The organism is Streptomyces sp. NPDC046925 (genome assembly GCF_040644915.1).
In the GTDB taxonomy this organism is placed as follows: Bacteria; Actinomycetota; Actinomycetes; order Streptomycetales; family Streptomycetaceae; genus Streptomyces.
The window spans coordinates 1,208,631-1,230,356 of record NZ_JBEYWZ010000002.1 but is presented as its reverse complement, the minus strand read 5'-3'; the positions used below and the strand labels follow the sequence as shown (position 1 = coordinate 1,230,356).

Below are 21,726 nucleotides of genomic sequence, written 5' to 3'. Positions count from 1 at the left end.
GTCTCCGCGGACCGGGGGTGCGGGTGCGGTGTGCGCCGTGCTCGGTGCGGCTCGGCGCGACGCTTCGTTCCGGCCACTCGGCGTGCCGCGCCCGCCGACGCGCGGTCAGCGTGCAGCGCCCGCCAGCGCCCGGTCCACCTGCCGCGGGGACAGCGCGTGCTCGACCGCCAGGATGCCCGCGCCGATCGCCGCCGCGTTCTCGCCGGTGCGGCTCGGTTCGATCCGGAGTACATGGGTGGCCAGCGGGTGCGAGCGGCGGTACACCGCTTCCCGTACGCCCGCCAGGAGCTGGTCGTGGACCGCGGCGAGCGCACCGCCGACCACCACCGTGTCCGGGTTGAAGAAGTTCACCAGGCCCGCCAGCACCTCGCCCACCGCGCGCCCCGCCTCGCGCACCATCCGTACGGCATCGCGGTTGCCGGACTTCACCAGGCGTACGACATCGCTGCCCGAGGTCGCCTGCAGGCCCAGCTCGGACAGCCTCCTGGCGATCGCCGCGCCGCCCGCCACCGCCTCCAGGCAGCCGGAGTTGCCGCACCGGCAGGGGTCCTCGGTGTCGCCGACCCGGATGTGCCCGATGTCGCCCGCGCTGCCCTGCGCGCCCCGGTGCAGCCTGCCGTCCGCGACGATGCCGCAGCCGATGCCCGTGCCCACCTTGATGTAGAGCAGATAGCGCGTGTCGGGGAAGGCGCGGCGCTGCTCGGCCAGAGCCATCACGTTCACGTCGTTGTCGACCAGGGCCCGCGGTCCGAACCGCTCGGCGAAGAACTCCGGGATGGGGAACTGATGCCAGCCCGGCATGATCGGCGGATCCACCGGGCGGCCCGTCGAGAACTCCACGGGCCCCGGCACCCCGACCCCGATGGACTGCAGCGACGCGGGATCGCGCCCGGCCTCCTCGAGGAGTGTGTGCAGGGTCCGCTCGACGTGGCCGAGCACCTCCCGCGGGCCGTCCGCGATGGAGATCGGATCCTCGCGCAGGGCAAGCACCTCGCCGCCGATGTCGAGCAGGGCGACCCGGCAGTGCGAGGCCCCCAAGTCGACGCCCACGACGGCGTGTTCACGGGTACGCAGCCGCAGCCGCCGGGGCGGCCGTCCGCCCGTCGACCCGCCGTCCGCCTCCTCGGTGACGAAGCCGTGCGCGATCAGCGCGTCCACCCGCTGCGACACCGTCGACCGCGCGAGCCCCGTCATCCGGGCTATGTCGGCGCGGGTCTCCACCGCTCCCGTACGGAGCAGGGCGAGGACCTCGCCGGGTGACGACGGCGGGGAAACGGGGTGATCCGGCGCTCCAGACATGGCAGTCACCTTAGGGACGAGTTTCGCTGCTCACAAGGCCGATGGTGTTCGACGATCGACCTAAGTCACCGTCAACTTGCTTGTACGGAAACCTGCTTGGACTCTTGACAGGTCAAAGCTCCCTCATCACATTGCTCTGCAGACCGCTGCCGAAGGAGCCGAGGGTGCAGGCGATGCAGGCGACGCAAATGATGTTGGCGATGCGCGGGGTGTCCAAGAGCTTTCTCGGAGTGCGTGTGCTGCACGGCGTATCGCTCGACCTGGCCGCGGGCGAGGTACACGCCCTCGTCGGCGAGAACGGCGCCGGCAAGTCCACGCTGATGAAGGTCCTCGCGGGCGAACACGTCCCGGACGAGGGCAGCATCGTGCTCGACGGAACGGAGCATGCCTTCAGCCATCCCGCACAGGCCCAGGCCGCCGGGATCGGCATCATCCACCAGGAGTTCGCGCTGCTCGCGCACCGCACCGTCGCCGAGAACGTCTTCCTCGGCCGCGAGCCGACCCGCTACGGCCTCGTCGACCGCCGCGCCATGGAGGCCCGTACGGCCGAACTCCTCGCCGAGGTCGGCGTATCGGGCATCACGCCCCGCACGTACATCCGCGACCTGTCCGTCGCCCGGCAGCAGACCGTCGAGATCGTCAAGGCGCTCGCGTCCGACGTCCGCGTCCTGGTCATGGACGAGCCGACCGCGCCGCTCGCCGACCACGAGGCGGGCCTCCTGCACGACCTCGTGCGCCGCCTCGCGGCCCGCGGCCTCGGCATCCTGTACATCTCGCACCGCCTGCGCGAGGTCTTCGACCTGTCGCAGCGGATCACGGTCCTCAAGGACGGCCGCCACGTCACGACGGTGCGCACCGCCGACACCGACACCGACCAGGTCGTACGCGCCATGGTCGGCCGGGAGCTGAGCGCCTACTACCCGCCGCGCGCCCGCCCCGACGACATCGGCGAGGTGCGCCTGACGGTCACCGGCGGCGGCAACGACCGGCTCCGCGGCATCGACCTGACCCTGCGCGCGGGCGAGGTCACCGGCATCGCGGGCCTGGAAGGCTCCGGCCGTACGTCCCTGGCGCGGGCCCTGTTCGGAGCGGCGCCCTTCACGAGCGGGATCATGACGGTCGGCGGCGAAGCCCTGCGGCCCGGCAGCCCCCGGCAGGCCATCCGCGCCGGGATCGCCCTGGTGACCGAGGACCGCAAGGCCGAGGGGCTCGCCCTGCGCCAGTCCGTGCGCGACAACGCCCTGCTCGTGACGCGCGCCGTCCCCGCCCGCGGCGAGCCGCCCGCCGCCCGCGAGCTCACCGCCCTCCTGGAACGGGTACGCCTCCAGGCGCGCGGCGAGGACCAGGAGGCCCGCTACCTCTCCGGCGGCAACCAGCAGAAGGTCGTCATCGCCAAGTGGCTCGCCGCCCGCCCCCGCGTCCTGCTCTTCGACGAACCGACCCGGGGCGTCGACGTGGGCGCCAAGGCCGCCATCCACACTCTCGTCCGCGAACTGGCCCGCGAGGGCATCGCCGTCCTGATCGTCTCCTCCGAACTGCCCGAACTCATCGGCATGAGCGACCGCGTCCTCGTCATGGCCGAAGGCCGCATCGCCGGGGAACTGCCGGCGGGAGCGGCCGAGGAGGACGTGATGCGGCTCGCCACGACCGACCCGTCCGGTGACACGACCGCCCCGTCCGGAGAGGAGTCCGCCGCGTGAGCGGTACTACGGGAACCACCGGCACCACCGTCGTCCCACCGCCCGCCTCCCCGAAGACCCGCGCCCCCAACCGCGGCAGGCTCACCGACCCCGCCGTCGGCGTCTGGCTCGCGGCAGCGGCCGTCACCGCGCTCGGCTGGATCGTGGTCGCCGCACGCGGCGGCGACTTCCTCACGCTCTCGAACGTCGTGGGCATCCTGCAGAACTGCGTCGCCCTGGGCCTGGTCGCCGTCGGCCAGACCGCCGTCATCCTCACCGGCTCCCTCGACCTGTCGGTGGCCTACCTCATCAGCCTCGGCACCCTCGTCGCCGCCACCACCATGGAGGGCGGCAGCGTCCTCACCGCGGTCCTCGCCGTCCTCGCCCTCTCCGCGGCCGTCGGACTCGCCAACGGGCTCATCGTCACCGGGCTCAAGGTCAACGCGTTCATCGCGACGCTCGGCACCGCGTTCATCCTGCGCGGCTGGATCGAGGACAACTACACGGGCCCCGCGGGCAAGGTCCCCGCCTCCTTCCAGCACCTGGGCTACGACCGCATCGGCCCGATCCCCGTCTCGCTCTTCCTGCTCGCCGCCGTCGCCGCCGCGATGTGGCTGATCACCCGCCGCACCCGCTTCGGACACCACCTGTACGCGACCGGCGGCGACGAACACGCCGCCCGGCTCTCCGGCGTCCGCACCCGCCGCACGGTCATCGCCGCCCACGTCCTGTGCTCGCTGTGCGTGGGCGCCGCCGCCCTCTTCCTCGCCTCACGGCTCGGCGCGGGCGCCCCCTGGGCGGGCACCGAGGCCCGCTACGACCTGGAGTCGATCGCCGCCGTCGTCCTGGGCGGCACCGTCCTCGCGGGCGGGCGCGGGGGAGTGGCGGGCACCCTCGGCGGTGTCCTCGTGCTCGCCGTGCTCGACTCCGTCTTCAACCAGCTCGGCGTCGACCCGTTCTTCAAGAACGTCGTACGCGGCGTCGTCATCATTGCCGCCGTCGCCCTCTACGCCCGGCGCGGCAGCAGGAGGTCCGCATGAGCAGCCAGCCGGCCCCCACGGCCAAGACGCCAACGGCCGCCCCGTACAGCCGAGTTGCCCGCTCGCTCGGCACCGGAGCTCCCGTCTACGCCCTCCTCGTCGTCCTGCTCGTCGCCCTCGCCGCCACCGACCCCGGCTTCTACGAACCCGACCGCTTCCTCGCCTTCGTCAAACGCGCCGCACCCCTGGTGATCCTGGCCGCCGGGCAGTATCTGGTCATCGTCTGCGGCGAGTTCGACCTCTCGGTGGGAGCGATCGTCACCGCGGGCGTCGTCGCGGCGGCCGAGGTGTACGGCTCGTTCCCGGACGCTCCCTGGCCGCTCATCACGGCGGGCCTGCTGCTCGCGGGTGCGGTCACCGGCCTCGTCAGCGGGCTGATCACCACACGCCTGAGAGTGCCCTCGTTCATCACCACGCTCGGCATGATGCTGATCCTGGAAGGCGCCGTCTTCTTCTGGACGGGCGGCTCCCCGCACGGACAGCTCTCCGAAGGCTTCCGCCAGATGGGGCGCGGGACGGCCATGGGCTGGCTGCCCTGGGCGGTGCTCGCCTGCCTCGTCGCGGGCTGCGTCGCCGTCCTGCTCATGCGCTCCGACTTCGGCCGTACGCTGATCGCGACCGGCGACAGCGAACGCGCCGCCGCCCTCGCGGGAGTGCGCGTACACCGCGCCCGCGTCATCGCTTTCGTCCTGTCCGGCGTCGCCGCTGCGCTCGCCGCGGTCCTCGTCGGCGGCTTCTCCGGAGTCTCCGCGCAGGCCGGCCGCGGCTACGAATTCGAGGCGATCACCGCCGTCGTCCTCGGCGGAGTCGTGCTCGGCGGGGGCCGGGGCAGCGTGGTCGCCGCGATGGCGGGCGCCTTCTCGCTGCAGGCCCTGTTCACGCTGCTCAACCTCCAGGGCGTATCGGGCGCCCTGGAGTCCACCGTCCAGGGCGTCATCGTCATCGCCGCGGTCGGGCTCGGGGCCGCCGACTGGTCCCGGCTGCGCCGCCGTCGTACCCACTCCTCGGGAGGCAGACCCTCGTGATGCACAGCCCCGTGAACCACCTCAATCGCAGGCGCGCACTTGTACCCGCCGCCGCTCTTCTCGCCGGCGCCCTTCTCGCCTCCTGTTCCAGCGACACACCGCCCGACTCGCCCGCCGGAGCCTCGCAGTCCGCCGCTTCCGACGAGGGCGGCGACAAGCCCTCCAAGTTCTTCGAACAGGCCGAGTACGAACGCCAGTTGAAGCTCGGCAAGGAGACCCCGCAGGGCCCAGAGGCCAAGCCCTGGGAGCAGATGCTGGAGCCGGAGATGACCGACACGGCCCAGTACAAGAAGAAGGGCTCGGGCGGCACCCACCTCTGCTTCTCCAACGCCGGTGTCTTCAACCCCTGGCGCCAGGTCGGCCTGAAGAACATGAAGGCCGAGGTGAAACTCCACAAGGAGATCAGCGACTTCACCGTCCTGGACGCCCAGGGCAAGGACGACAAGCAGATCTCCGACATCCAGGAACTCGCGGGCAACAAGGACTGCGACGCGCTGATCGTCTCGCCGAACACCACCGCCACCCTCACCCCCGCCGTGAAGGAGGCCTGCGGCAAGCTCCCCGTGATCGTCTTCGACCGGGGCGTGGAGAGCGACTGCGCGGTCACCTTCGTCAACCCCATCGGCGGCTACGGCTACGGCGCGGTCGCCGCCGACTTCCTCGTCGACAAGGTCAAGCCCAAGGGCAAGATCCTCGCCCTGCGCATCTCGCCCGGCGTGGACGTCCTGGAGACCCGCTGGTCCGCCGCGAAGCTGGCCTTCGACAAGAGCGAACTGGACGTCGTCGACGCCAAGTTCACCGACGGCGACCCGGCCAAGACCAAGTCGATCGTCTCCGACGCGATCTCCCGGCACGGATCCATCGACGGCGTCTGGATGGACTCCGGCGCCACGGCCGTCGCCGCCGTCGAGGCCTTCGAGGACGCGGGCGTCAACGTCCCGCCGATCACCGGCGAGGACCAGCAGGACTTCCTCCAGGCGTGGAAGGACAAGAAACTCACCGCGATCGCGCCGACCTACCCGACCTTCCAGTGGCGCACGCCCGTCATCGCCGCCCTGCGCATCCTGGAGGGCAAGGAAGTCCCCAAGGAGTGGAAGCTGCCGCAGCCCACGGTCACGCAGGCCAACCTCGACGAGTACCTCCAGGAAGGCATGCCGCCGCTGCACTACGCGATGTGCGGCTGCCAGAAGATGCCGGGCTTCCCCGGAGACTGGGGAGGCAAGAAGTGACCTACACCGCCTGGCAGTTGGGTACGAACCCCTGGATCTGGCATTCCCCGGTCACCACCGAGGTGCTCGGCGAGACGCTGCCGCGCCTGGCGGGCTGGGGCTTCGACGGCGTGGAGCTTCCCCTGGAGCAGCCCGACGACTGGGAGCCCGCGGCGGCGGTCAAACTCCTCGACGCCACGGGCCTGACACCCGCGGCCGTCGTCGCCGTCATGGCCGACGGGCGCGACCTGGTCCGCGCCGACCAGGGCACTCTGCGCGCCACGCAGGACTACCTCCGCCGCTGCGTCGACGCGGCCCACGCGATCGGCGCCCCGGTGGTCGCCGGTCCGGTGTACGCGGCAGTCGGCCGCACCTGGCGGATGGATTGGGCCGCGCGAGTGGCGGCGTACGAGGAGTGGCGCGAGCACATCGCACCCGTCGTCGAGTACGCCGCGCGCGCCGGCGTCCGTATCGCCGTCGAACCGCTCAACCGCTACGAGACGAGCCTGTTCAACACCGTCGCCCAGACCCTCGAAGGCCTCACGGGCCTGCCCGAGGCGTCGATCGGCATCGCCCTGGACACCTACCACCAGAACATCGAGGAGCGCTCCCTGCCCGAGGCGGTCCGCACGGCGGCCGGCCGCATCGCCCACGTCCAGGTGTGCGCCAACGACCGAGGCGCCCCCGGCGCCGACCACCTCGACTGGCCCGGCTTCCTGCGCGCCCTGGGCGAATCCGGTTACCGGGGGCCGCTCTGCATCGAGTCGTTCACGGCCCACAACGACGCCATCGCCGTCGCCGCCTCCGTCTGGCGGTCCCTCGCGCCCACCCAGGACGCGCTTGCCACCGACGGGCTCGGCTTCCTGCGCCGGACCGTGGCCGCCCTCTGACGTCCGACCCGCACCACCCGCACCACCCGCACGACCCCCTGACATCCGGCGATCCCGCACGTCCGTCCGTCCTTCCCACCAGAGAGGACCAGCCCATGGGCTGTCATGAACGTGACACCAGAGTGCGCGACACAGGACCGCACGACACGAGAGGCGTACGAAGAGCGCTGCTCGCCCTGGTGACGGCGCTGCTGCTCGCGGTCGGATTCCTGCCCGCCACGTCGAGCGCCGCCGACAAGGCGCCCGCCTTCCGGGCCCTGCTGTTCACCAAGGCCGTCGGCTACGTCCACGACTCCATCCCGGCCGGCGTCCAGATGGTCAAGGAACAGGCCGCGGCGAACAACTTCGAGGTCGTCGAGACCGCCGACGCGACGGTCTTCGACGACGCGAAGCTCAAGGACTTCGACGTCATCATCATGCTGCAGAACTCCGGCATGGTCTGGGACACCGAAGCCCAGCGCGACGCCATGAAGGCGTACGTGAAGAGCGGCAAGGGCGTCGTCGCCCTGCACAACACCCTGGACATGGGCGTCGAGGACTCCTTCCCCTGGTGGGACGACCTCATCAACGCCGGCGCCCACATGCCCGCCCACTCACCGGGCGTCCTGAAGGGCACCGCCAAGGTCGCCGACCGCGCGCACCCCTCCACCAAGGGGCTTCCCGAGCGCTGGGAGCGCCCCGAGGAGTGGTACAACTTCGACAAGAACCCCCGCGGTGACGTGCACGTCCTGGTCACCGCCGACGAGACCACGTACGACCCGGGCGGCTCCAAGATGGGCGCCGACCACCCCATCTCCTGGTGCCGCAACGCCGAGGGCGGCAAGGTCTGGGCCACCGCCATGGGCCACGACAAGGCGTCCTACACCGAGCCCGCCTTCCGCGAGCACGTGCTCGGCGGCATCAAGTGGGCCGCGGGCAACCAGGCCGGCGACTGCGGCGGCACCGTCTGGTCCGGCTACGAGAAGACCGCCCTGGACGACAACACCGCCGACCCGATGGAACTGGACGTCGCCAAGGACGGCAAGGTCTTCTACGTCCAGCGCAGCGGCGAGGTGAAGATCTTCGACCCGAAGAGCCACTCCACCTCTACAGCCGGCAAGCTCGACGTCTACACCGGCGGCGAGGACGGCCTCGTCGGCATGGAACTCGACCCGAAGTTCGCCACCAACCGCTGGATCTACCTCTACTACGCGCCCGCGTCCGCGAAGGACGACGTCAACCGCCTCTCCCGCTTCACGGTCAAGAAGGACAACACCCTCGACCTCGCCAGCGAGAAGAAGCTCCTGGACGTCCCCGCCTACCGCGACCGCACCTTCCCCGAGCCCGGCCACACCGGCGGCGCCGTCGAGTTCGGCCCCGACCGCACGCTCTACCTCGGCGTCGGCGACGACGTCCCGCCCAACCTCGACCCGAACTGGCAGGGCTACGCCCCGCTCGACTGGCGCCCCGGCAAGCAGATGCTGGACGCCGCACGCACCGCCGGCAACACCAACGACCTGCGCGGAAAGATCCTGCGCATCAAGCCCACCGACAAGGGCGGCTACACCATCCCCAAGGGCAACCTCTTCAAGCAGGGCAGCGCGAAGACCCGCCCCGAGATCTACGCGATGGGCTTCCGCAACCCCTTCCGCTTCACCGTCGACCCCAAGACCGGCTACGTCCACGCCTCCGACTACGGCCCCGACCGCGGCGCCCCCGAGACCAACCGCGGCCCCGAAGGCCTCGTCGAATACAACGTGATCAAGAAGGCCGGCAACTTCGGCTGGCCCTTCTGCCACGGCAACAACCAGGCGTACGCCCCCTACAACCCCGACACCCAGGAGGTCGGCGCCAAGTTCGACTGCGCCAAGCCCGTCAACCCTTCACCGAACAACACCGGCCTGAAGGACCTGCCGACCCTGTCGCAGCCCGAGATCTGGTACGGCTACGGCGAGTCCAAGGAGTTCCCGGAGATGGGCGCGGGCGGCTCGGCGCCGATGAGCGGTCCCGTCTACCACTACGACGCCAAGAACCCCTCCAAGACGAAGTTCCCCGCCTACTTCGAGGGCGCGAGCTTCTTCTACGAGTGGGCCCGCAACTCGGTCAAGGAGATCCGCTTCGACAAGAGCGGGAAACTCCTCAAGATCAACGACTTCCTGAAGTCGGCGAAGTTCGCCAAGCCGATGGACATGACCTTCGGACCCGACGGCTCGCTGTACGTCCTGGAGTGGGGCAGCGAGTTCGGCGGCGGCAACAACGACTCCGGGCTCTACCGCATCGACTACGCCCAGGGCCAGCGCACTCCGCTCGCCAAGGCCAAGGCGTCCGCCACCGACGGCCCGACCCCGCTGAAGGTCGACTTCTCCAGCGAGGGCAGCAAGGACCCGGACGGCGACCCCCTCACCTTCTCCTGGGACTTCGACGGAGACGGCACCTACGACTCCACCGAGGCCAACCCCTCCCACACCTACGACACCAAGGGAGACTTCAACGCCCAGCTGAAGGTCACCGACTCCACCGGCAAGTCCGGCTACGCCAACGTGCCCGTCACGGCCGGCAACACGGCGCCCAAGGTCAAGGTCGAGACCCCCGTCGACGGCAAGCTCATCGAGTTCGGCGACAAGATCCCCTACAAGGTGACGGTCACCGACCCGGAGGACGGCACGATCGACTGCTCCAAGGTCACCGTCAACCCGGCCCTCGGCCACGACGACCACGAGCACCCCACCACCGACATCCCCGGCTGCGAAGGCACCGTCGACACCGGTGACCTGGGCGGCCACCCCGAGGGCGCCGACCTCACGTACGTCCTCAACGCGAAGTACACCGACAAGGGCGGCGACGGCGTCAGCGCCCTCACCGGCTACGGCCGCTCCGTCATGCACCCCAAGCACAAGCAGGCCGAGTACCACGACGACCAGTCAGGAACCCGCATCGTCTCCCAGGAGGGCGCCGAGAACGGCAAACGCATCGGTGACATCAGCAACGGCGACTGGATCGCGTACAGCCCGATGAGCGTCGAAGGCGTCAGCAAGGTCAGCTACAAGCTGTCCTCGCCGTACGGCGTCGGCTCGATCGAACTGCGCGCCGACGCGCCCGACGGCAAGCTGCTCGCCACCACGCCCGTCCCGAACACCGGGGGCTGGGACACCTATCAGGCCACACCCGACGTGCCGGTCGAAGCCCTGGCCGGGACGCACAAGCTGTACGTGGTCTTCAAGTCGCCGCAGGACAATTCCTTTGACGTAGATGCGGTGCAGTTCACCACGTCATAGTCACCCGGAAGTCGCCGGGGGCATACAAAGGTCCGCAGTGCGCCGCTGTCCAGAGCGCACTGCGGACCTTCCCCCCGTCAGCGAGTACCGACCGCCGCGCGCACGGCCCTGCGGGCCAGCTGGCAGTCGTCGTGCAGCCGCCGCAGGAGCAGCCGCTGTTCCTCGCCGGAGTGTGCGGCACCGGGGTGGGCCGGGCCCGATGACGCCGGAGCCGCGTCGTGCATCGAACGCTGCACGGCCATTTCGTACGTACGGATCTCGCGGGTGAGGACCAGCATGAGGTTCACCAGGAACGCGTCACGAGCCGCCGGTCCCTGCTCCTGCGCGAGCTGGCTGATCTCGCGGCGTGCCACCGGTGCATCACCGAGCACCGACCACAGCGTCGCCAGGTCATAGCCCGGCAGATACCAGCCCGCGTGCTCCCAGTCCACGAACACCGGGCCCGGAGGAGAGAGCAGGATGTTCGACAGGAGCGCGTCGCCGTGACAGAACTGCCACGTGGCGTGCTGCCCCGCCGAGTGCGCGATGCCGTGCAGAAGCTTCTGCAGGTCGCCCATGTCCCGGTCGGTGAGCAGACCCAGCTCATGGAAGCGGGAGATCCGCTTGCCGTAGTCCATGGGCCTGCCGAACAGCTCCTGCGGCGGGCGCCACCGGTTGAGATGGCGGATCGCGTTGAGCGCGAGGCGCACGTCCGCGCGCGGCGGCGCTTCGACGGGATGGCGGGAGAGCGCGGCGACCCGTCCCTGCATGCGCTCGATCACCAGCGTGCAGTCCTCGGGGTCCGCGGCGATCAGCCGCGGGGCCCTGACCGGGGGACGGTGCCGGACAAACGAGCGGTAGGCCGCTATTTCGTGCTGGATCCGCTCGGTCCAGACTGGCGAGTGGTCGAGTAAACACTTGGCGATCGCGGTGCTGCGTCCTGTCGTTCCCACGATGAGAACGGTGCGTCCGCTGCGGCGGAGCACCTGTACGGGATTGAACTCAGGACAGATGCGGTGCACCGAGGCGATCGCGGTGCGCAGTTGCGCCCCCTGGGGGCCTGACAAGTCGAGTCTCCCGCTGAGCGGTTGCGTGCCGGCCCCCGGAACGCGTCGCGTTCGGCCGGCGCCGAGCGACCCGGCCGCGGGGCGCGCGGGCTCCAGATACGGGCCGCTGCCCGGCTGTCGGCTGTGCAGCGGCCGGGGCGGGGCGGACACGGAGGACGATGCTGTGTACATGGGCGATACAGATCCCTTCGTGTGCCAGCGAATTGCGGCGCCTCCCGTCCCCGGCCCCCTTGTGGGAGCACCCTGGGGAATGTCCCGCGGTGGGGCCGGGTCGGGGTGGCGCATTCCTACCTGACACCCGGCGTCCCGTGGCACACCACGTAGCGCACCCTGGCGAACCCTGGCGAATAGTCGCCCAGCAACTGACAGAGGGTTACTGTCAACTCAGCCGAGAACCTGGGGGCTTGACGTGAACGGACAACCCAACACCCGACTGTCGGACCTGTTCGGCCTGGCGGGCTGGTCCAAGGGGGAACTCGCGAGACTGGTGAACCGGCAGGCGGCGGCCATGGGCCATCCGCAGCTGGCCACCGATACGTCGCGGGTCCGGCGCTGGATCGACATGGGAGAAATCCCCCGCGATCCCGTGCCCAGGGTTCTGGCGGCTCTGTTCACCGAGCGTCTCGGCCGTGTCGTGACCATTGAGGATCTTGGTCTGGTCCGGCACGGGCGCGTGGGGAAACGGCGTGGTGACGGGAGTGCGGAGCACCCCGACGGTATGCCGTGGGCGCCCGAACGGACAGCCGCGGTCCTCACCGAATTCACGGGAATGGACCTCATGCTCAACCGACGCGGCTTGGTGGGCGCGGGTGCCGCGCTCGCCGCCGGCTCCGCACTGACCGGCGCCATGCACGACTGGCTGCACACCGACCCGGCCCTTGCTGCCGACGCTCCCCGTACCGACCATCCCCTGCACGCCGACCCCGCTGGGTTCGACCGCTATGAGGCCGCCCCCATCGGGTCGCAGGAGATCGAGGAACTGGAGACCTCCGTCGAGGTCTTCCGGGCCTGGGACGCGTCCCGCGGCGGCGGGCTGCAGCGCAAGGCTGTGGTGGGGCAGCTCAACGAAGTGGGCGGCATGCTCGCCTACCGACACCCCGACCATCTCCAGCGCCGCCTGTGGGGCGTCGCTGCCAATCTCGCCGTCCTCGCGGGCTGGATGTCGCACGACGTCGGCCTGGAGCCCACGGCACAGAAGTACTTCGTGATCGCCGCACACGCGGCCCGCGAGGGCGGCGACCGGCCGCGCGCCGGTGAGGCCCTGTCGCGGGCGGCCCGCCAGATGGTGCATCTGGGGCGGCCCGACGACGCCCTCGACCTGATGAAGCTCGCCAAATCGGGCTCGGGCGAGGAGGTCCTGCCGCGCACGCAGGCCATGCTCTACACCATCGAGGCCTGGGCGCAGGCGTCGATGGGCAAGGGCCAGGCGATGCGCCGTACGCTCGGCATCGCGGAGGACCTGTTCGTCTCCGACAACGGCGATGTGCCGCCGCCCAGCTGGATGCAGATGTTCGACGAGGCGGACATGCACGGCATGCAGGCCCTGGCCTACCGCACCCTCGCCGATCATGACGCGTCCGCGGCCAACACCGCCCAGCGCCATGCGCGGGAGGCGATCGACCTGCGGTCCAAGGGCCGCGACCGTTCGCAGATCTTCGACTACATCTCGCTGGCCTCGGCCTGCTTCATCGGCGACGACCCGGAACAGGCCGATCGGTACGCACGGTTGGCGCTGGTCTCGATGGGGGCGAACTCCTCGCACCGCACCTGGGACCGGCTGCGCGAGATGTACCGCCTGACGGCGCAGTACTCGGGCTATCCGAAGATCCAGGACCTGCGTGAGGAGATCAAGCTGGCCCTGCCCAAGGCAGGGGCCAAGTCCGGAGGTGGCAGCCGGGTCAAGGCCTAGAGCCGTCCAGGCATAGAGCCGGGGCCCGGCACGTCCCGGGCGCGGATCAGAAGTTGATCCGCGCTATCAACAGGCAGGCGTCGTCCTCGCGCGGGGCCACGCCGAACTCTTCGACGACCGTACGCACACAGTCCTGCGCACCCCGCGTGTCCGTGAAGCGTGGCGCGAGCGCGAGCAGCCGGCTCGTGGCCGCGTCCCTGGCACGCCGGGGGACAAGGCCGTCGGTGTGCAGCAGCAACAGGTCGCCCGGTTCGAGGTGCACTTCGGCCTGCTCGTACGTGGCTCCGGAGGTGGCCCCGAGGATCACTCCGCCCGGCGGCGTCAGCGCGCGCCCCGTCCCGTCGCGGAACAGCAGCGGGGCGGGGTGTCCCGCCTGCGCCCAGGCGAGGGTGCGGGTGGCGGGGGTGTACTGGCAGCAGACGGCGCTGCCGAGGGCGGGTTGTGTGGTGGTGTCCAGCAATTGGTTGAGCCAGCCCATCAGTTGGCCCGGCTGCACTCCGGCGACCGCCATGCCGCGCACCGCGCCGAGGAGCATCGCCATGCCCGACGTGACGGTGACGCCATGTCCCGTGAGGTCGCCGACGCTGAGGAGGAACCGGCCGTCGGGCAGCTCCATGGCGTCGTACCAGTCGCCGCCGATCAGTGCGCTCGTCGACGAAGGGAGGTAATGCGCGGCGAGATCGAGGGCCGTGGGTCCGCCGTGCGGGAACCGCAGGGAGCCGCGCCACGGCGGCAGCACGGCCTCCTGCAGCTCGACCGCCAGCCGGTGCTCCGTCTGCGCGATGTGCCGCTGGCGCTGCAGCGAGTCACGGGTCTCGCGCACCACTCGCTGGCTGCGGCGCAGCTCGCTGACGTCCCGCAGGACCGCCCACATCGAGGCGGTGCTGCCGTCAGCGGCGAGCACGGGCTCGCCCATCATGTGCACCTGTCGTTCGCCGCCGTCGGGGCGCACGATACGGAATTCGCCGTCGATCGGCTTACCGTCGATCAGGCAGTCCGTGACCATGGCCGTCAGCATCGGCTGGTCGTCGACGTGTACCAGGGAGGGCAGTTCGTCGAGGGAGAGCGGGGGAGCCGCCGTATCCCGCCCGAGGATCTGGTACAGCTCGCCCGACCAACTCGCCTCGTCGGTCAGGAGGTTCCACTCGGCGCTGCCGACCCGGCTGAGCAGTGAGCCGTGCTGCGGGTCGAGCGGTGCGGGCACGGCCGGAGCGGCGGGCTCCACGGCCGGTTGCACGGGTCCGTCCCGTAACTGCGCGAGATGGTCGTCCAGGTCGTTGAGCTGGTGGACCGCCAGGTCGCAGAGCGCGCGCTGCCAGCGTCCCTGCGGGTCGCCGCGGTCGGTCCCGGCGTCCCGGCGCACGGCGTCGACCTGGCCGCGGAGCCGGCGCGTCTGCGTGATCAGCGCTTCGACCGAGCCGCGCTCGGGCGGCTGGGCGGAAGGGCGGTCCGCGAAGACATGGGACGGCATGAGGTGCTCCGTTGAGGATGCGGTGCGACCAAACGGGCGGGATGGACCGCTAATGACTTTCGCACAGCGCGGGGTGGCTCGTAAGGGATTTGGCAACACACGACCCGGTCTTGCTTCTGGCATATGCCTATGTCCTCCGGAGCAGTACGTTCCGGAAGGATGGCCCCATTATCCCCTCAAGTAGCGGATGACCGCCAGAACGCGTCGGTTGTGGTCATGTGACGCGGGCAGCCCGAGCTTGTCGAAGACGGCGGCGACATGCTTCTCGACGGTGCCCGCGGAGACGACGAGGCTCTGCGCGATCGCCGCGTTGGACCGGCCCTCGGCCATCAGCGAAAGGACCTCCCGCTCGCGGTCGGTGAGGGGCGCGAGCTCCTCCGCACGGCGACCGGCCCCGGCCAGCTGCGTGACGACCTCGGGGTCGAGCGCCGTACCGCCCGCGGCCACCCGCTCCAGGGCATCGGTGAACTCCGCGATGTTCGCGACCCGGTCCTTGAGGAGATACCCCACGCCCGCCGAACCCGCGGCGAGCAGTCGCGTGGCGTACTTCGTCTCCACGTACTGGGAGAAGAGCAGCACGCCCGTGCCCGGGTGATCGCGGCGGATGTCGATGGCCGCGCGCAGCCCCTCGTCCGTGTGTGTCGGCGGCATCCGGATGTCGGTCACCGTCACGTCCGGGCGATGCTCGGCGACCGCGGCGCGCAGGGTGTCCGCGTCGCTCACGGACGCACAGACCTCATGCCCGCGCTCCACGAGCATCTGTCCCAGCAACTCCCGCAGTACCGCGGCATCCTCAGCGATCACGACGCGCATGGCGGCATGCTCTCACGCGTGCAGCGGCAGCTCGACGGTGATCGCCGTCGGCCCGCCCTCGGGACTCTCGACATGCATCCTCCCGTCCACCGTACGTACGCGTTGCACGAGTCCGGTCAGCCCGCTTCCCGCACCGGGGTCCGCGCCGCCGCGCCCGTCGTCGCCGACCTGGAGGAGGAGCCGGCCGTCCAGCTGCGCCACCGTCATCGCCGCCCGCTCGGCTCCGCTGTGCTTGATGACGTTCGCGAGCAGTTCCGCCGCGCAGAAGTACGCGATGGTCTCGATCGCCGGAGTCGGACGCTCCACTATGTCCGTCACCAAGTCGACCGGGATGCTGCTGCGCGCGGTGAGCGTGGCGAGGGCGTCCGGCAGGCCGTCGTCCAGGACCGGGGGATGGATGCCGCGGGCCAGATCGCGCAGTTCGCTCAGGGCCAGAGTGGCGTTGTGATGCGCCCCGTCGACGAGTTGACGGAGCCGGGCGACATCCAGGGGCTCGGGTTGCCGGCCGCCGTCGGTGCTCTCGCTGTCGTTGAGCCGCTGCCTGATCATGTCGAGGCTCATCGCCACCGCGACGAGTCGCACCTGGGCCCCGTCGTGCAGATCACGCTCGACGCGCCGGAGCAGCGCCACCGAGTCGTCCACCGCGAGCGCGCGCGTCTCCTCCAAGTCGCGGACGCGGTCGGCCATGTGGCCCGGCCCGAGCAGACTGCCGATCAGCCAGAGGTCGGTCCGCGTCACCAGGCGGGTGACCCAGGGCGCGCACAGCAGGGTGCAGACCCCGATGGCGACCGCGAGGAACGTACCGGCGAACGTGTCCGCGTCCAGCCCGCCGAAGGGCAGCGGCGTGAGCACCGGCATGCCCTCGCCGGAACCCGGCTCCGGTTGCTGCCCGAACACCGCCCACCGCAGCGGCGCCGTGAGATTGATCAGCCCCGTGATCCACCAGAGGACGGCGTACGCCCCCAGGCAGCCGACCGGCAGCTTCGCCAGGACGTAGACCGCCGAGCGCCAGCCGGTCCCGTCCCGCAGCCGGGCGTCGACGCGGCTGACGAACCGGCCGTCCGGACGCAGCGGCGGCGGCGCGGGCGTCTCGTCCCCCAGGAGCCGGGCCGCGAGGAGACGGTGGACGGCCCCCAGCGCGCGGGCCAGCTGGAGCCCCGAGATGAACAGGAGCGCGCCGAGCACGGCGAACACCACCGACACGGTGAAGCCCGCGCCCAGAGCGAGAGCCACTGTCAGGATCACACCACCTGCGAGCCCCAGCGGGAACCCGATCAGGCAGTACGCGGCCTCGGCCCATGCCTGCCGGGTGAACGGGGCTCGCCCCACGGCGCGTGCGAAGACGCGCGCCCCGCGCCGGGCGGTCGGCGTTCGGACCCATACCGCTTGGCTGGTGAGACCTCGGGCCTCGATCATCACGACTCCTGCCGCAGACCTGGTGGGACCGGACACCTCACGTTAGATCTCGGCAAAGGCCCGTCGGAACGCGGATTTCCTCCGTCTGGCCTGGGGGTTTTCCCCCAGAGGCTTCCGTTTCCAATAACAAGCCCTTCGGCCCGTGTCAGTGGCCCCGCATCGAGCCCGCGTACGGTCTCCGCATGGTTGATCAGAGTTCTTCGCCGAGCGACGTATGCGACTTTGCGACGTGGGAGGGCGTGTTGCGGTTGCTGCGGGAAGGGCGGACGGAGGAGCTGAAGAACGGGCCCATTCGTGTCGCGGGGCGGATCGGTCGGCAGAGTTGGAGTCTGCCGCTGCGGCGACGGCAGTCGGGGGAAGGGCGGGGCGAGGCGGAGGCGGTGGAGCGAGTGCGGCGGGCGCTCGTGGAGGCCGGTGTCGACGGCGTCTCGTTCAACGTGAAGATCGCGCCGGACGGGAAAAGCACGCTCCGCCTGCTCGGGGCCAGCCCTGCCGTGCAATCCGGCGGCGGTTCGCCGGGGCCGGGGACGCTCCTCCTCGTCGAGGGCGCCGTTCCGGAACCCTGGCGCCGTCTTCCCGATCCCGTGCCCGGGGCGGTCGTGGCACCCTCGGCGGATCCGGTGCTGTTGGAGCGGACGCTGCGGGAGCGGTTGCCCGGCGCCGTCGGCGCCACGGACGCGGAGATCGCCGCTGCGGAAGCGCGCCTCGGTGTCCCCCTGCCGGAGGAGCTCAAGGTGCTCTACCGGGTGGCGGGGGCGCGGCGGGAGGACCCGGACGAAGGCTACGACGGCTACGACGGTTGCCACGAGGCCGCGGAACGCGCCTACGCGGCGGTCGGCTGCGAGCTCTTCGCGTTGGACGAGGTGTACGTGGCCGACGCGGCGTCCCGCACGTGTACCTGGGAGTTCGCGGCGAAGGAAGCAGTGGTCACCCAGCCCGGCGCCGCGGTGCAGGGCCTGGTCGGCTCGCCCGGCTGGATCGCCTTCGGGGACAACGGCGGCGGTGACCGCCTCGCGGTCGATCTGACTCCCGGCCCGTGCGGACACGCGGGGCAGATCATCATCCTCAGTCACGAGGTGGACATCGGGGCCGACCTGGTCGCCGACTCGCTCACCGACTTGGTGCTTGACCGGCCCAGCGAGCGGGATGGCAGCTCGGGCGGTGACCGGCCGCCGGTCGTGGCCCACGTCAACATCCGCGGCGTGCCGAGCGTCGAGGCGGCCGCGCACCCCGAGTTGGAGGTCCTGTCCATCGGCGTATGGGAGGCGGAGCCGCTGAGCCTCGTCCCCGTCTTCGGCCTGCCCCGCCTGCGGACTCTGGCCGCCTACCCCGGCACGCTCGCCGATCCGTCGGAGATCGGCGAGTTGACCACGCTGGAGTTCCTGGAACTCGGACCGCAGGACTGGCGCATCCTCCTTGACGCAGGGGCGGTTCCGCGCAGCCTGCTCGCCGCGACCGTCAAAGAGCAGGGCGACCAGGACCCGCTGTCCACCGTGCTGATTGCCAACGAACTCCTGGCCCTGTGGGACCGGCCCCGGATCATCCGGACCGCCATCGAAGGCGATCTCGGCCTCGTGCCCGCGTAGGGAAGGGCTCAGGGCAGCATGTCCTCGATGAGGTCGGCGGCTCGCAGGGTGCCGCCCTCCTTGTGGGCGTCGTCGCGCAGTTGTGCCGTACGGCGGGTGACTTCCGGATCGGTGGTCAGGTCGGTCAGCGCCGCCCGCAGGGTCTCGGCGGTGGCTGCGGCGGTGTCGATGCGGCGGGCCACGCCCAGTTCGACGAGCCGGTCGGCGTTCATGAACTGTTCGGCGGCCTGCGGTACGGCGATCATCGGGACGCCGGCAAGGAGCCCTTCGCCGCAGCCGCCCATGCCGGCGTGGGTGACGAAGGCGTCGGCCCGGGCCAGGATCGTCCGCTGCGGGACCCAGGAGTGCACCTCGACATTGGGCGGGATGTCGCCGAGTTCCAGCGGGTCGGTGTACTTGCCGATCTGGAGGACGACGTGCCAGCCGGGCAGGTTGCCGAAGGCCGCCAGACACTGGCGGTAGAAATCCGGTTGACGGGTGTATGCCGAGCCGAGGGAGATCAGCAGCACGTTCTTCGCGTCCGCCGGGCGGGTCCAGGAGGCCGGGTCCGTCCCGGAGGCCGGGTCCGTCGCGGAGGCCGGGTCTGTCGCGGTGTCGAAGCAGGGGCCGACGAAGGCCACCTTCCCGGCGTCCACCTGCTCGGCGTGCGGCTGCATGGCCTGTGGGATCAGCGCCAGGGTTCGTGCGGGAGGGCCCGAGAAGGCGTCGACGTCGGTGGTGGAGGCCCCGCATCCGGCGAGCCACCGCGCGAACCTCTCCCGGTAGGCGTCGGCGCCGGGCAGTGCCCGCAGGTGCACGGCGACGTCCTGGTCGTATCCGTCCCAGGCGACGAAGGTGGGGGAGAGCTGCATGAGGGGCCGGTTCTGTGACTCGGCGAGGGCCCTGGCGGCGTAGGCGCCGATGTCGTACAGGTACAGGTCGGCCGGGTCCTTGTCGTAGGCCGCGCGCAGTTGGGGCAGTGCCTGGACGGCGTCGTCGAGGAAGAGTTCCATCGCCGCGACGGGGGCGTCGGGCCAGTCGTTGTCGGCGACCGGCAACCGGGAGGTACAGGGCACGAGTTCGGCGCCAGTGGTCGTGATCAGATCTGCCGTCGTCGGGTCGTTGGCGTAGGTGACGCGATGGCCGCGGGCCACCAGTTCGCGGATGACCGCGAGGCTCGGCAGGACGTGGCTGACGGCCGGAATGCCGACCATGGCGATGTGGGCACGGCGGGGAGGCATGGGTGGTCGCTCGATTCGGGTCGGTGGTGGATGGGGGTGCGGAGTGCTGTCCGCAGTGGTTCAGGTCGGCAGCGAGCGGAAGCCCGGGCGGTACTGGAGCGGGCGTCGGGGCAACACTGAAGCGCCGCCATGACCGCACCGGAGCGGACCGTGTGTCAGGCGTGCGGAGTGACCGGTGCCGCGGCCTCCAGTTCGGTGACGCTGCCCGACATGATCGTCCGCAGGTTCAGGGTGATGTGTTCCAAGGGCCAGTCCCACCAGGCCAGTTCGAGGAACCGTGCGACATCCTCGTCGCTGTGGCGGCGGCGTATGAGGCGGGCGGGATTGCCGCCGACGATTCCGTAGTCGGGCACGTCGTCCACGACCACGGCTCCGGAGGCGATGATCGCGCCGTGCCCGATGCGGACGCCCGGCATCACCGTCGACCGGTAGCCGAACCACACGTCGTTGCCGACGACGGTGTCGCCGCGGCCGGGCAGCCCGGAGATGAGGTCGAAGTGCTCGGCCCACGAGCCGCCCATGATCGGGAAGGGGAAGGTGGAGGCCCCGTCCATGCGGTGGTTGGCGCCGTTCATGATGAACCGCACGCCTTCGCCCAATGCGCAGTACTTCCCGATGACCAGCTTCTCCGGCCCGTAGTGGTAGAGGACGTTGCGGGTCTCGAACGCGGTCGGGTCGTCGGGGTCGTCGTAGTACGAGAAGTCGCCGACCTCGATGAGAGGGGAGGTGACGAGGGGCTTGAGGAGTACGACCCGTGGCTGCTCGGGCATGGGATGCACGGTGGTCGGATCGGCGGGTATCAGCGGCATGGCGCGGGGAGTCCTTTGTGAGGTGGCCGGAGGCGGGGCGGGGAACGGCCGATTCACGATTTCAGGACCCGGGAGCCGGAACAAGATCGGAATGCGGAAGGATGCATTAGCCGGGCTAATGACGGAGGCGATGATGGAGCGGCATGAGATCGAGGCATTCCTGACGCTGGCCGGGGAACTGCACTTCGGGCGTACGGCCGAACGGCTCGGTGTCTCGCAGGGCAGGGTGAGTCAGACCGTCAAGGCCATCGAACGCCGTATCGGTGCGCCGCTGTTCGACCGGTCGAGCCGTCACGTCGCCCTGACCCCGCTCGGCCGGCAGCTGCGTGCGGACCTCGAGCCGCACCATCGGGGGATCCAGCAGGCGATCAGCCGCGCCACCGAGACCGCCCGCAGCCTGACGGGCCGGCTGGCCGTCGGCTACACCGCGGCCTGGAGCGGCAGCCTCCTTCTCAGGGCCGTCGACCGGCTGCGTGCCCGTCATCCCGACTGCCTCGTCGAGATCCACGAGGATTCCTACGGCGCCACCCTCCCGTCGCTCCGTGCGGGCAGGACCGACCTGCATCTGGCCGAACTCCCCGTCGATGAGCCCGACATCACTGTGGGGCCCACGGTTTTCAGCGACGCCCGTGCCCTCGCGGTTCCGGCGGATCACCCCCTGGCCGCACACGAGACGGTGTGCCTGGAGGACCTCGCGGTTGCGCCGCTGATCGTGCCCGCCGACATGCCGCAGGCGTTCATCGACGCCCACTACCTGCGGCACACGCCAAGCGGCCGTCCGGTTCCGCGGGGTCCGGCCGCCGCCAGCTGGCAGGACTTCCTCACGCTCGTGGGGTCGGGCAGGGGCGTCACGCTCACGTCCGTCCGGGCGGCCACCTTCTATGCCCGCCCGGACGTGACCTACGTCCCGTTCCGTGATGCCCCGCCAATCCGGTACGCCTTGCTCTGGCCCACCCGGAAGGCCGACGCCAAGATTCACGCCTTCTCGCGCATCGTCGCCGAGCTCGCCGCGGCCGACTGATCGGGTGAGCCGCCTGACGTGTACGCGTGGTTGTTCCGCG

At 70.6% G+C, this 21,726-nt stretch carries 16 protein-coding genes; 9 read left to right on the top strand and 7 right to left on the bottom strand.

Annotated elements, in window-relative coordinates:
- Window positions 1-105: 105 nt before the first annotated feature.
- A complete protein-coding gene (locus tag ABZ906_RS12125) occupies window positions 106-1,299 on the bottom strand; it encodes an ROK family transcriptional regulator (RefSeq protein ID WP_361183153.1) in 1,194 nt (397 codons plus the stop codon).
- A gap of 191 nt (window positions 1,300-1,490) precedes the next feature.
- Here ABZ906_RS12125 and ABZ906_RS12120 point away from each other — a divergent pair, with 191 nt between their 5' ends.
- The 6 genes from ABZ906_RS12120 to ABZ906_RS12095 all read left to right on the top strand — a co-directional run bounded on the left by ABZ906_RS12120 (window position 1,491) and on the right by ABZ906_RS12095 (window position 10,395).
- A complete protein-coding gene (locus ABZ906_RS12120) occupies window positions 1,491-2,999 on the top strand; it encodes a sugar ABC transporter ATP-binding protein (protein WP_361381431.1) in 1,509 nt (502 codons plus the stop codon).
- The gene (locus ABZ906_RS12115) at window positions 2,996-4,018 is read left to right on the top strand and encodes an ABC transporter permease (RefSeq protein WP_361380841.1); all 1,023 of its coding nucleotides are present in this window, start codon (window positions 2,996-2,998) and stop codon (window positions 4,016-4,018) included. Before ABZ906_RS12120 ends, ABZ906_RS12115 begins: the two co-directional genes overlap by 4 nt.
- The gene (locus tag ABZ906_RS12110; protein ID WP_361380838.1) at window positions 4,015-5,043 is read left to right on the top strand and encodes an ABC transporter permease; all 1,029 of its coding nucleotides are present in this window, start codon (window positions 4,015-4,017) and stop codon (window positions 5,041-5,043) included. The genes ABZ906_RS12115 and ABZ906_RS12110 overlap by 4 nt, the downstream gene beginning before the upstream one ends.
- A gap of 11 nt (window positions 5,044-5,054) precedes the next feature.
- Window positions 5,055-6,272 carry a substrate-binding domain-containing protein gene (locus tag ABZ906_RS12105; protein WP_361380835.1) on the top strand — a complete coding sequence of 406 codons (1,218 nt, stop codon included), beginning with the start codon at window positions 5,055-5,057 and terminating at the stop codon, window positions 6,270-6,272.
- A complete protein-coding gene (locus tag ABZ906_RS12100) occupies window positions 6,269-7,141 on the top strand; it encodes a sugar phosphate isomerase/epimerase (RefSeq protein WP_361380832.1) in 873 nt (290 codons plus the stop codon). Before ABZ906_RS12105 ends, ABZ906_RS12100 begins: the two co-directional genes overlap by 4 nt.
- Window positions 7,142-7,308: 167 nt before the next feature.
- Window positions 7,309-10,395, top strand: a complete 3,087-nt coding sequence (locus ABZ906_RS12095) for a ThuA domain-containing protein (RefSeq protein WP_361381428.1) — start codon at window positions 7,309-7,311, stop codon at window positions 10,393-10,395.
- Between the two features lie 77 nt (window positions 10,396-10,472).
- Here the strand turns inward: ABZ906_RS12095 and ABZ906_RS12090 are convergent, their stop codons facing one another.
- The gene (locus tag ABZ906_RS12090; RefSeq protein WP_361183144.1) at window positions 10,473-11,612 is read right to left on the bottom strand and encodes an aminoglycoside phosphotransferase family protein; all 1,140 of its coding nucleotides are present in this window, start codon (window positions 11,610-11,612) and stop codon (window positions 10,473-10,475) included.
- Window positions 11,613-11,850: 238 nt separating this feature from the next.
- On the opposite strand from ABZ906_RS12090, the gene ABZ906_RS12085 reads away from it, so the two are divergent.
- A complete protein-coding gene (locus tag ABZ906_RS12085) occupies window positions 11,851-13,350 on the top strand; it encodes a hypothetical protein (RefSeq protein WP_361183142.1) in 1,500 nt (499 codons plus the stop codon).
- A gap of 46 nt (window positions 13,351-13,396) precedes the next feature.
- Here ABZ906_RS12085 and ABZ906_RS12080 read toward each other — a convergent pair whose 3' ends face one another.
- The 3 genes from ABZ906_RS12080 to ABZ906_RS12070 all read right to left on the bottom strand — a co-directional run bounded on the left by ABZ906_RS12080 (window position 13,397) and on the right by ABZ906_RS12070 (window position 17,050).
- Window positions 13,397-14,821, bottom strand: a complete 1,425-nt coding sequence (locus tag ABZ906_RS12080) for a SpoIIE family protein phosphatase (protein WP_361380829.1) — start codon at window positions 14,819-14,821, stop codon at window positions 13,397-13,399.
- A 168-nt stretch (window positions 14,822-14,989) separates the two neighbouring features.
- The gene (locus ABZ906_RS12075) at window positions 14,990-15,634 is read right to left on the bottom strand and encodes a response regulator transcription factor (RefSeq protein WP_361380826.1); all 645 of its coding nucleotides are present in this window, start codon (window positions 15,632-15,634) and stop codon (window positions 14,990-14,992) included.
- A 12-nt stretch (window positions 15,635-15,646) separates the two neighbouring features.
- Window positions 15,647-17,050 (bottom strand): sensor domain-containing protein, encoded by a 1,404-nt coding sequence (locus ABZ906_RS12070; RefSeq protein ID WP_361380823.1) that lies wholly within the window; start codon window positions 17,048-17,050, stop codon window positions 15,647-15,649.
- Window positions 17,051-17,232: 182 nt separating this feature from the next.
- Between ABZ906_RS12070 and ABZ906_RS12065 the strand changes: the two genes are divergently transcribed.
- Window positions 17,233-18,636 (top strand): SMI1/KNR4 family protein, encoded by a 1,404-nt coding sequence (locus tag ABZ906_RS12065; protein WP_361380820.1) that lies wholly within the window; start codon window positions 17,233-17,235, stop codon window positions 18,634-18,636.
- An 8-nt stretch (window positions 18,637-18,644) separates the two neighbouring features.
- Here the strand turns inward: ABZ906_RS12065 and ABZ906_RS12060 are convergent, their stop codons facing one another.
- Both ABZ906_RS12060 and ABZ906_RS12055 read right to left on the bottom strand, forming a co-directional pair.
- Window positions 18,645-19,856 carry a macrolide family glycosyltransferase gene (locus tag ABZ906_RS12060; protein WP_361380818.1) on the bottom strand — a complete coding sequence of 404 codons (1,212 nt, stop codon included), beginning with the start codon at window positions 19,854-19,856 and terminating at the stop codon, window positions 18,645-18,647.
- A 155-nt stretch (window positions 19,857-20,011) separates the two neighbouring features.
- Window positions 20,012-20,665: a CatB-related O-acetyltransferase gene (locus ABZ906_RS12055; RefSeq protein WP_361380816.1), complete on the bottom strand. Its 654-nt coding sequence runs from the start codon at window positions 20,663-20,665 to the stop codon at window positions 20,012-20,014.
- 133 nt (window positions 20,666-20,798) lie between these two features.
- Here ABZ906_RS12055 and ABZ906_RS12050 point away from each other — a divergent pair, with 133 nt between their 5' ends.
- Complete coding sequence (locus ABZ906_RS12050) at window positions 20,799-21,686, top strand: LysR family transcriptional regulator (RefSeq protein WP_361380814.1); 888 nt, start codon at window positions 20,799-20,801, stop codon at window positions 21,684-21,686.
- Window positions 21,687-21,726: the final 40 nt, after the last annotated feature.

Excerpts from the sequence above, each read along its gene's own strand:
- ABZ906_RS12125 (WP_361183153.1), bottom strand. The coding sequence starts at position 1,299 with ATGTCTGGAGCGCCGGATCACCCCGTTTCCCCGCCGTCGTCACCCGGC.
- ABZ906_RS12120 (WP_361381431.1), top strand. The coding sequence starts at position 1,491 with ATGTTGGCGATGCGCGGGGTGTCCAAGAGCTTTCTCGGAGTGCGTGTG.
- ABZ906_RS12110 (WP_361380838.1), top strand. The coding sequence starts at position 4,015 with ATGAGCAGCCAGCCGGCCCCCACGGCCAAGACGCCAACGGCCGCCCCG.
- ABZ906_RS12090 (WP_361183144.1), bottom strand. The coding sequence starts at position 11,612 with ATGTACACAGCATCGTCCTCCGTGTCCGCCCCGCCCCGGCCGCTGCAC.
- ABZ906_RS12080 (WP_361380829.1), bottom strand. The coding sequence starts at position 14,821 with ATGCCGTCCCATGTCTTCGCGGACCGCCCTTCCGCCCAGCCGCCCGAG.
- ABZ906_RS12075 (WP_361380826.1), bottom strand. The coding sequence starts at position 15,634 with ATGCGCGTCGTGATCGCTGAGGATGCCGCGGTACTGCGGGAGTTGCTG.
- ABZ906_RS12070 (WP_361380823.1), bottom strand. The coding sequence starts at position 17,050 with ATGATCGAGGCCCGAGGTCTCACCAGCCAAGCGGTATGGGTCCGAACG.
- ABZ906_RS12065 (WP_361380820.1), top strand. The coding sequence starts at position 17,233 with ATGGTTGATCAGAGTTCTTCGCCGAGCGACGTATGCGACTTTGCGACG.
- ABZ906_RS12060 (WP_361380818.1), bottom strand. The coding sequence starts at position 19,856 with ATGCCTCCCCGCCGTGCCCACATCGCCATGGTCGGCATTCCGGCCGTC.
- ABZ906_RS12055 (WP_361380816.1), bottom strand. The coding sequence starts at position 20,665 with ATGCCGCTGATACCCGCCGATCCGACCACCGTGCATCCCATGCCCGAG.
- ABZ906_RS12050 (WP_361380814.1), top strand. The coding sequence starts at position 20,799 with ATGGAGCGGCATGAGATCGAGGCATTCCTGACGCTGGCCGGGGAACTG.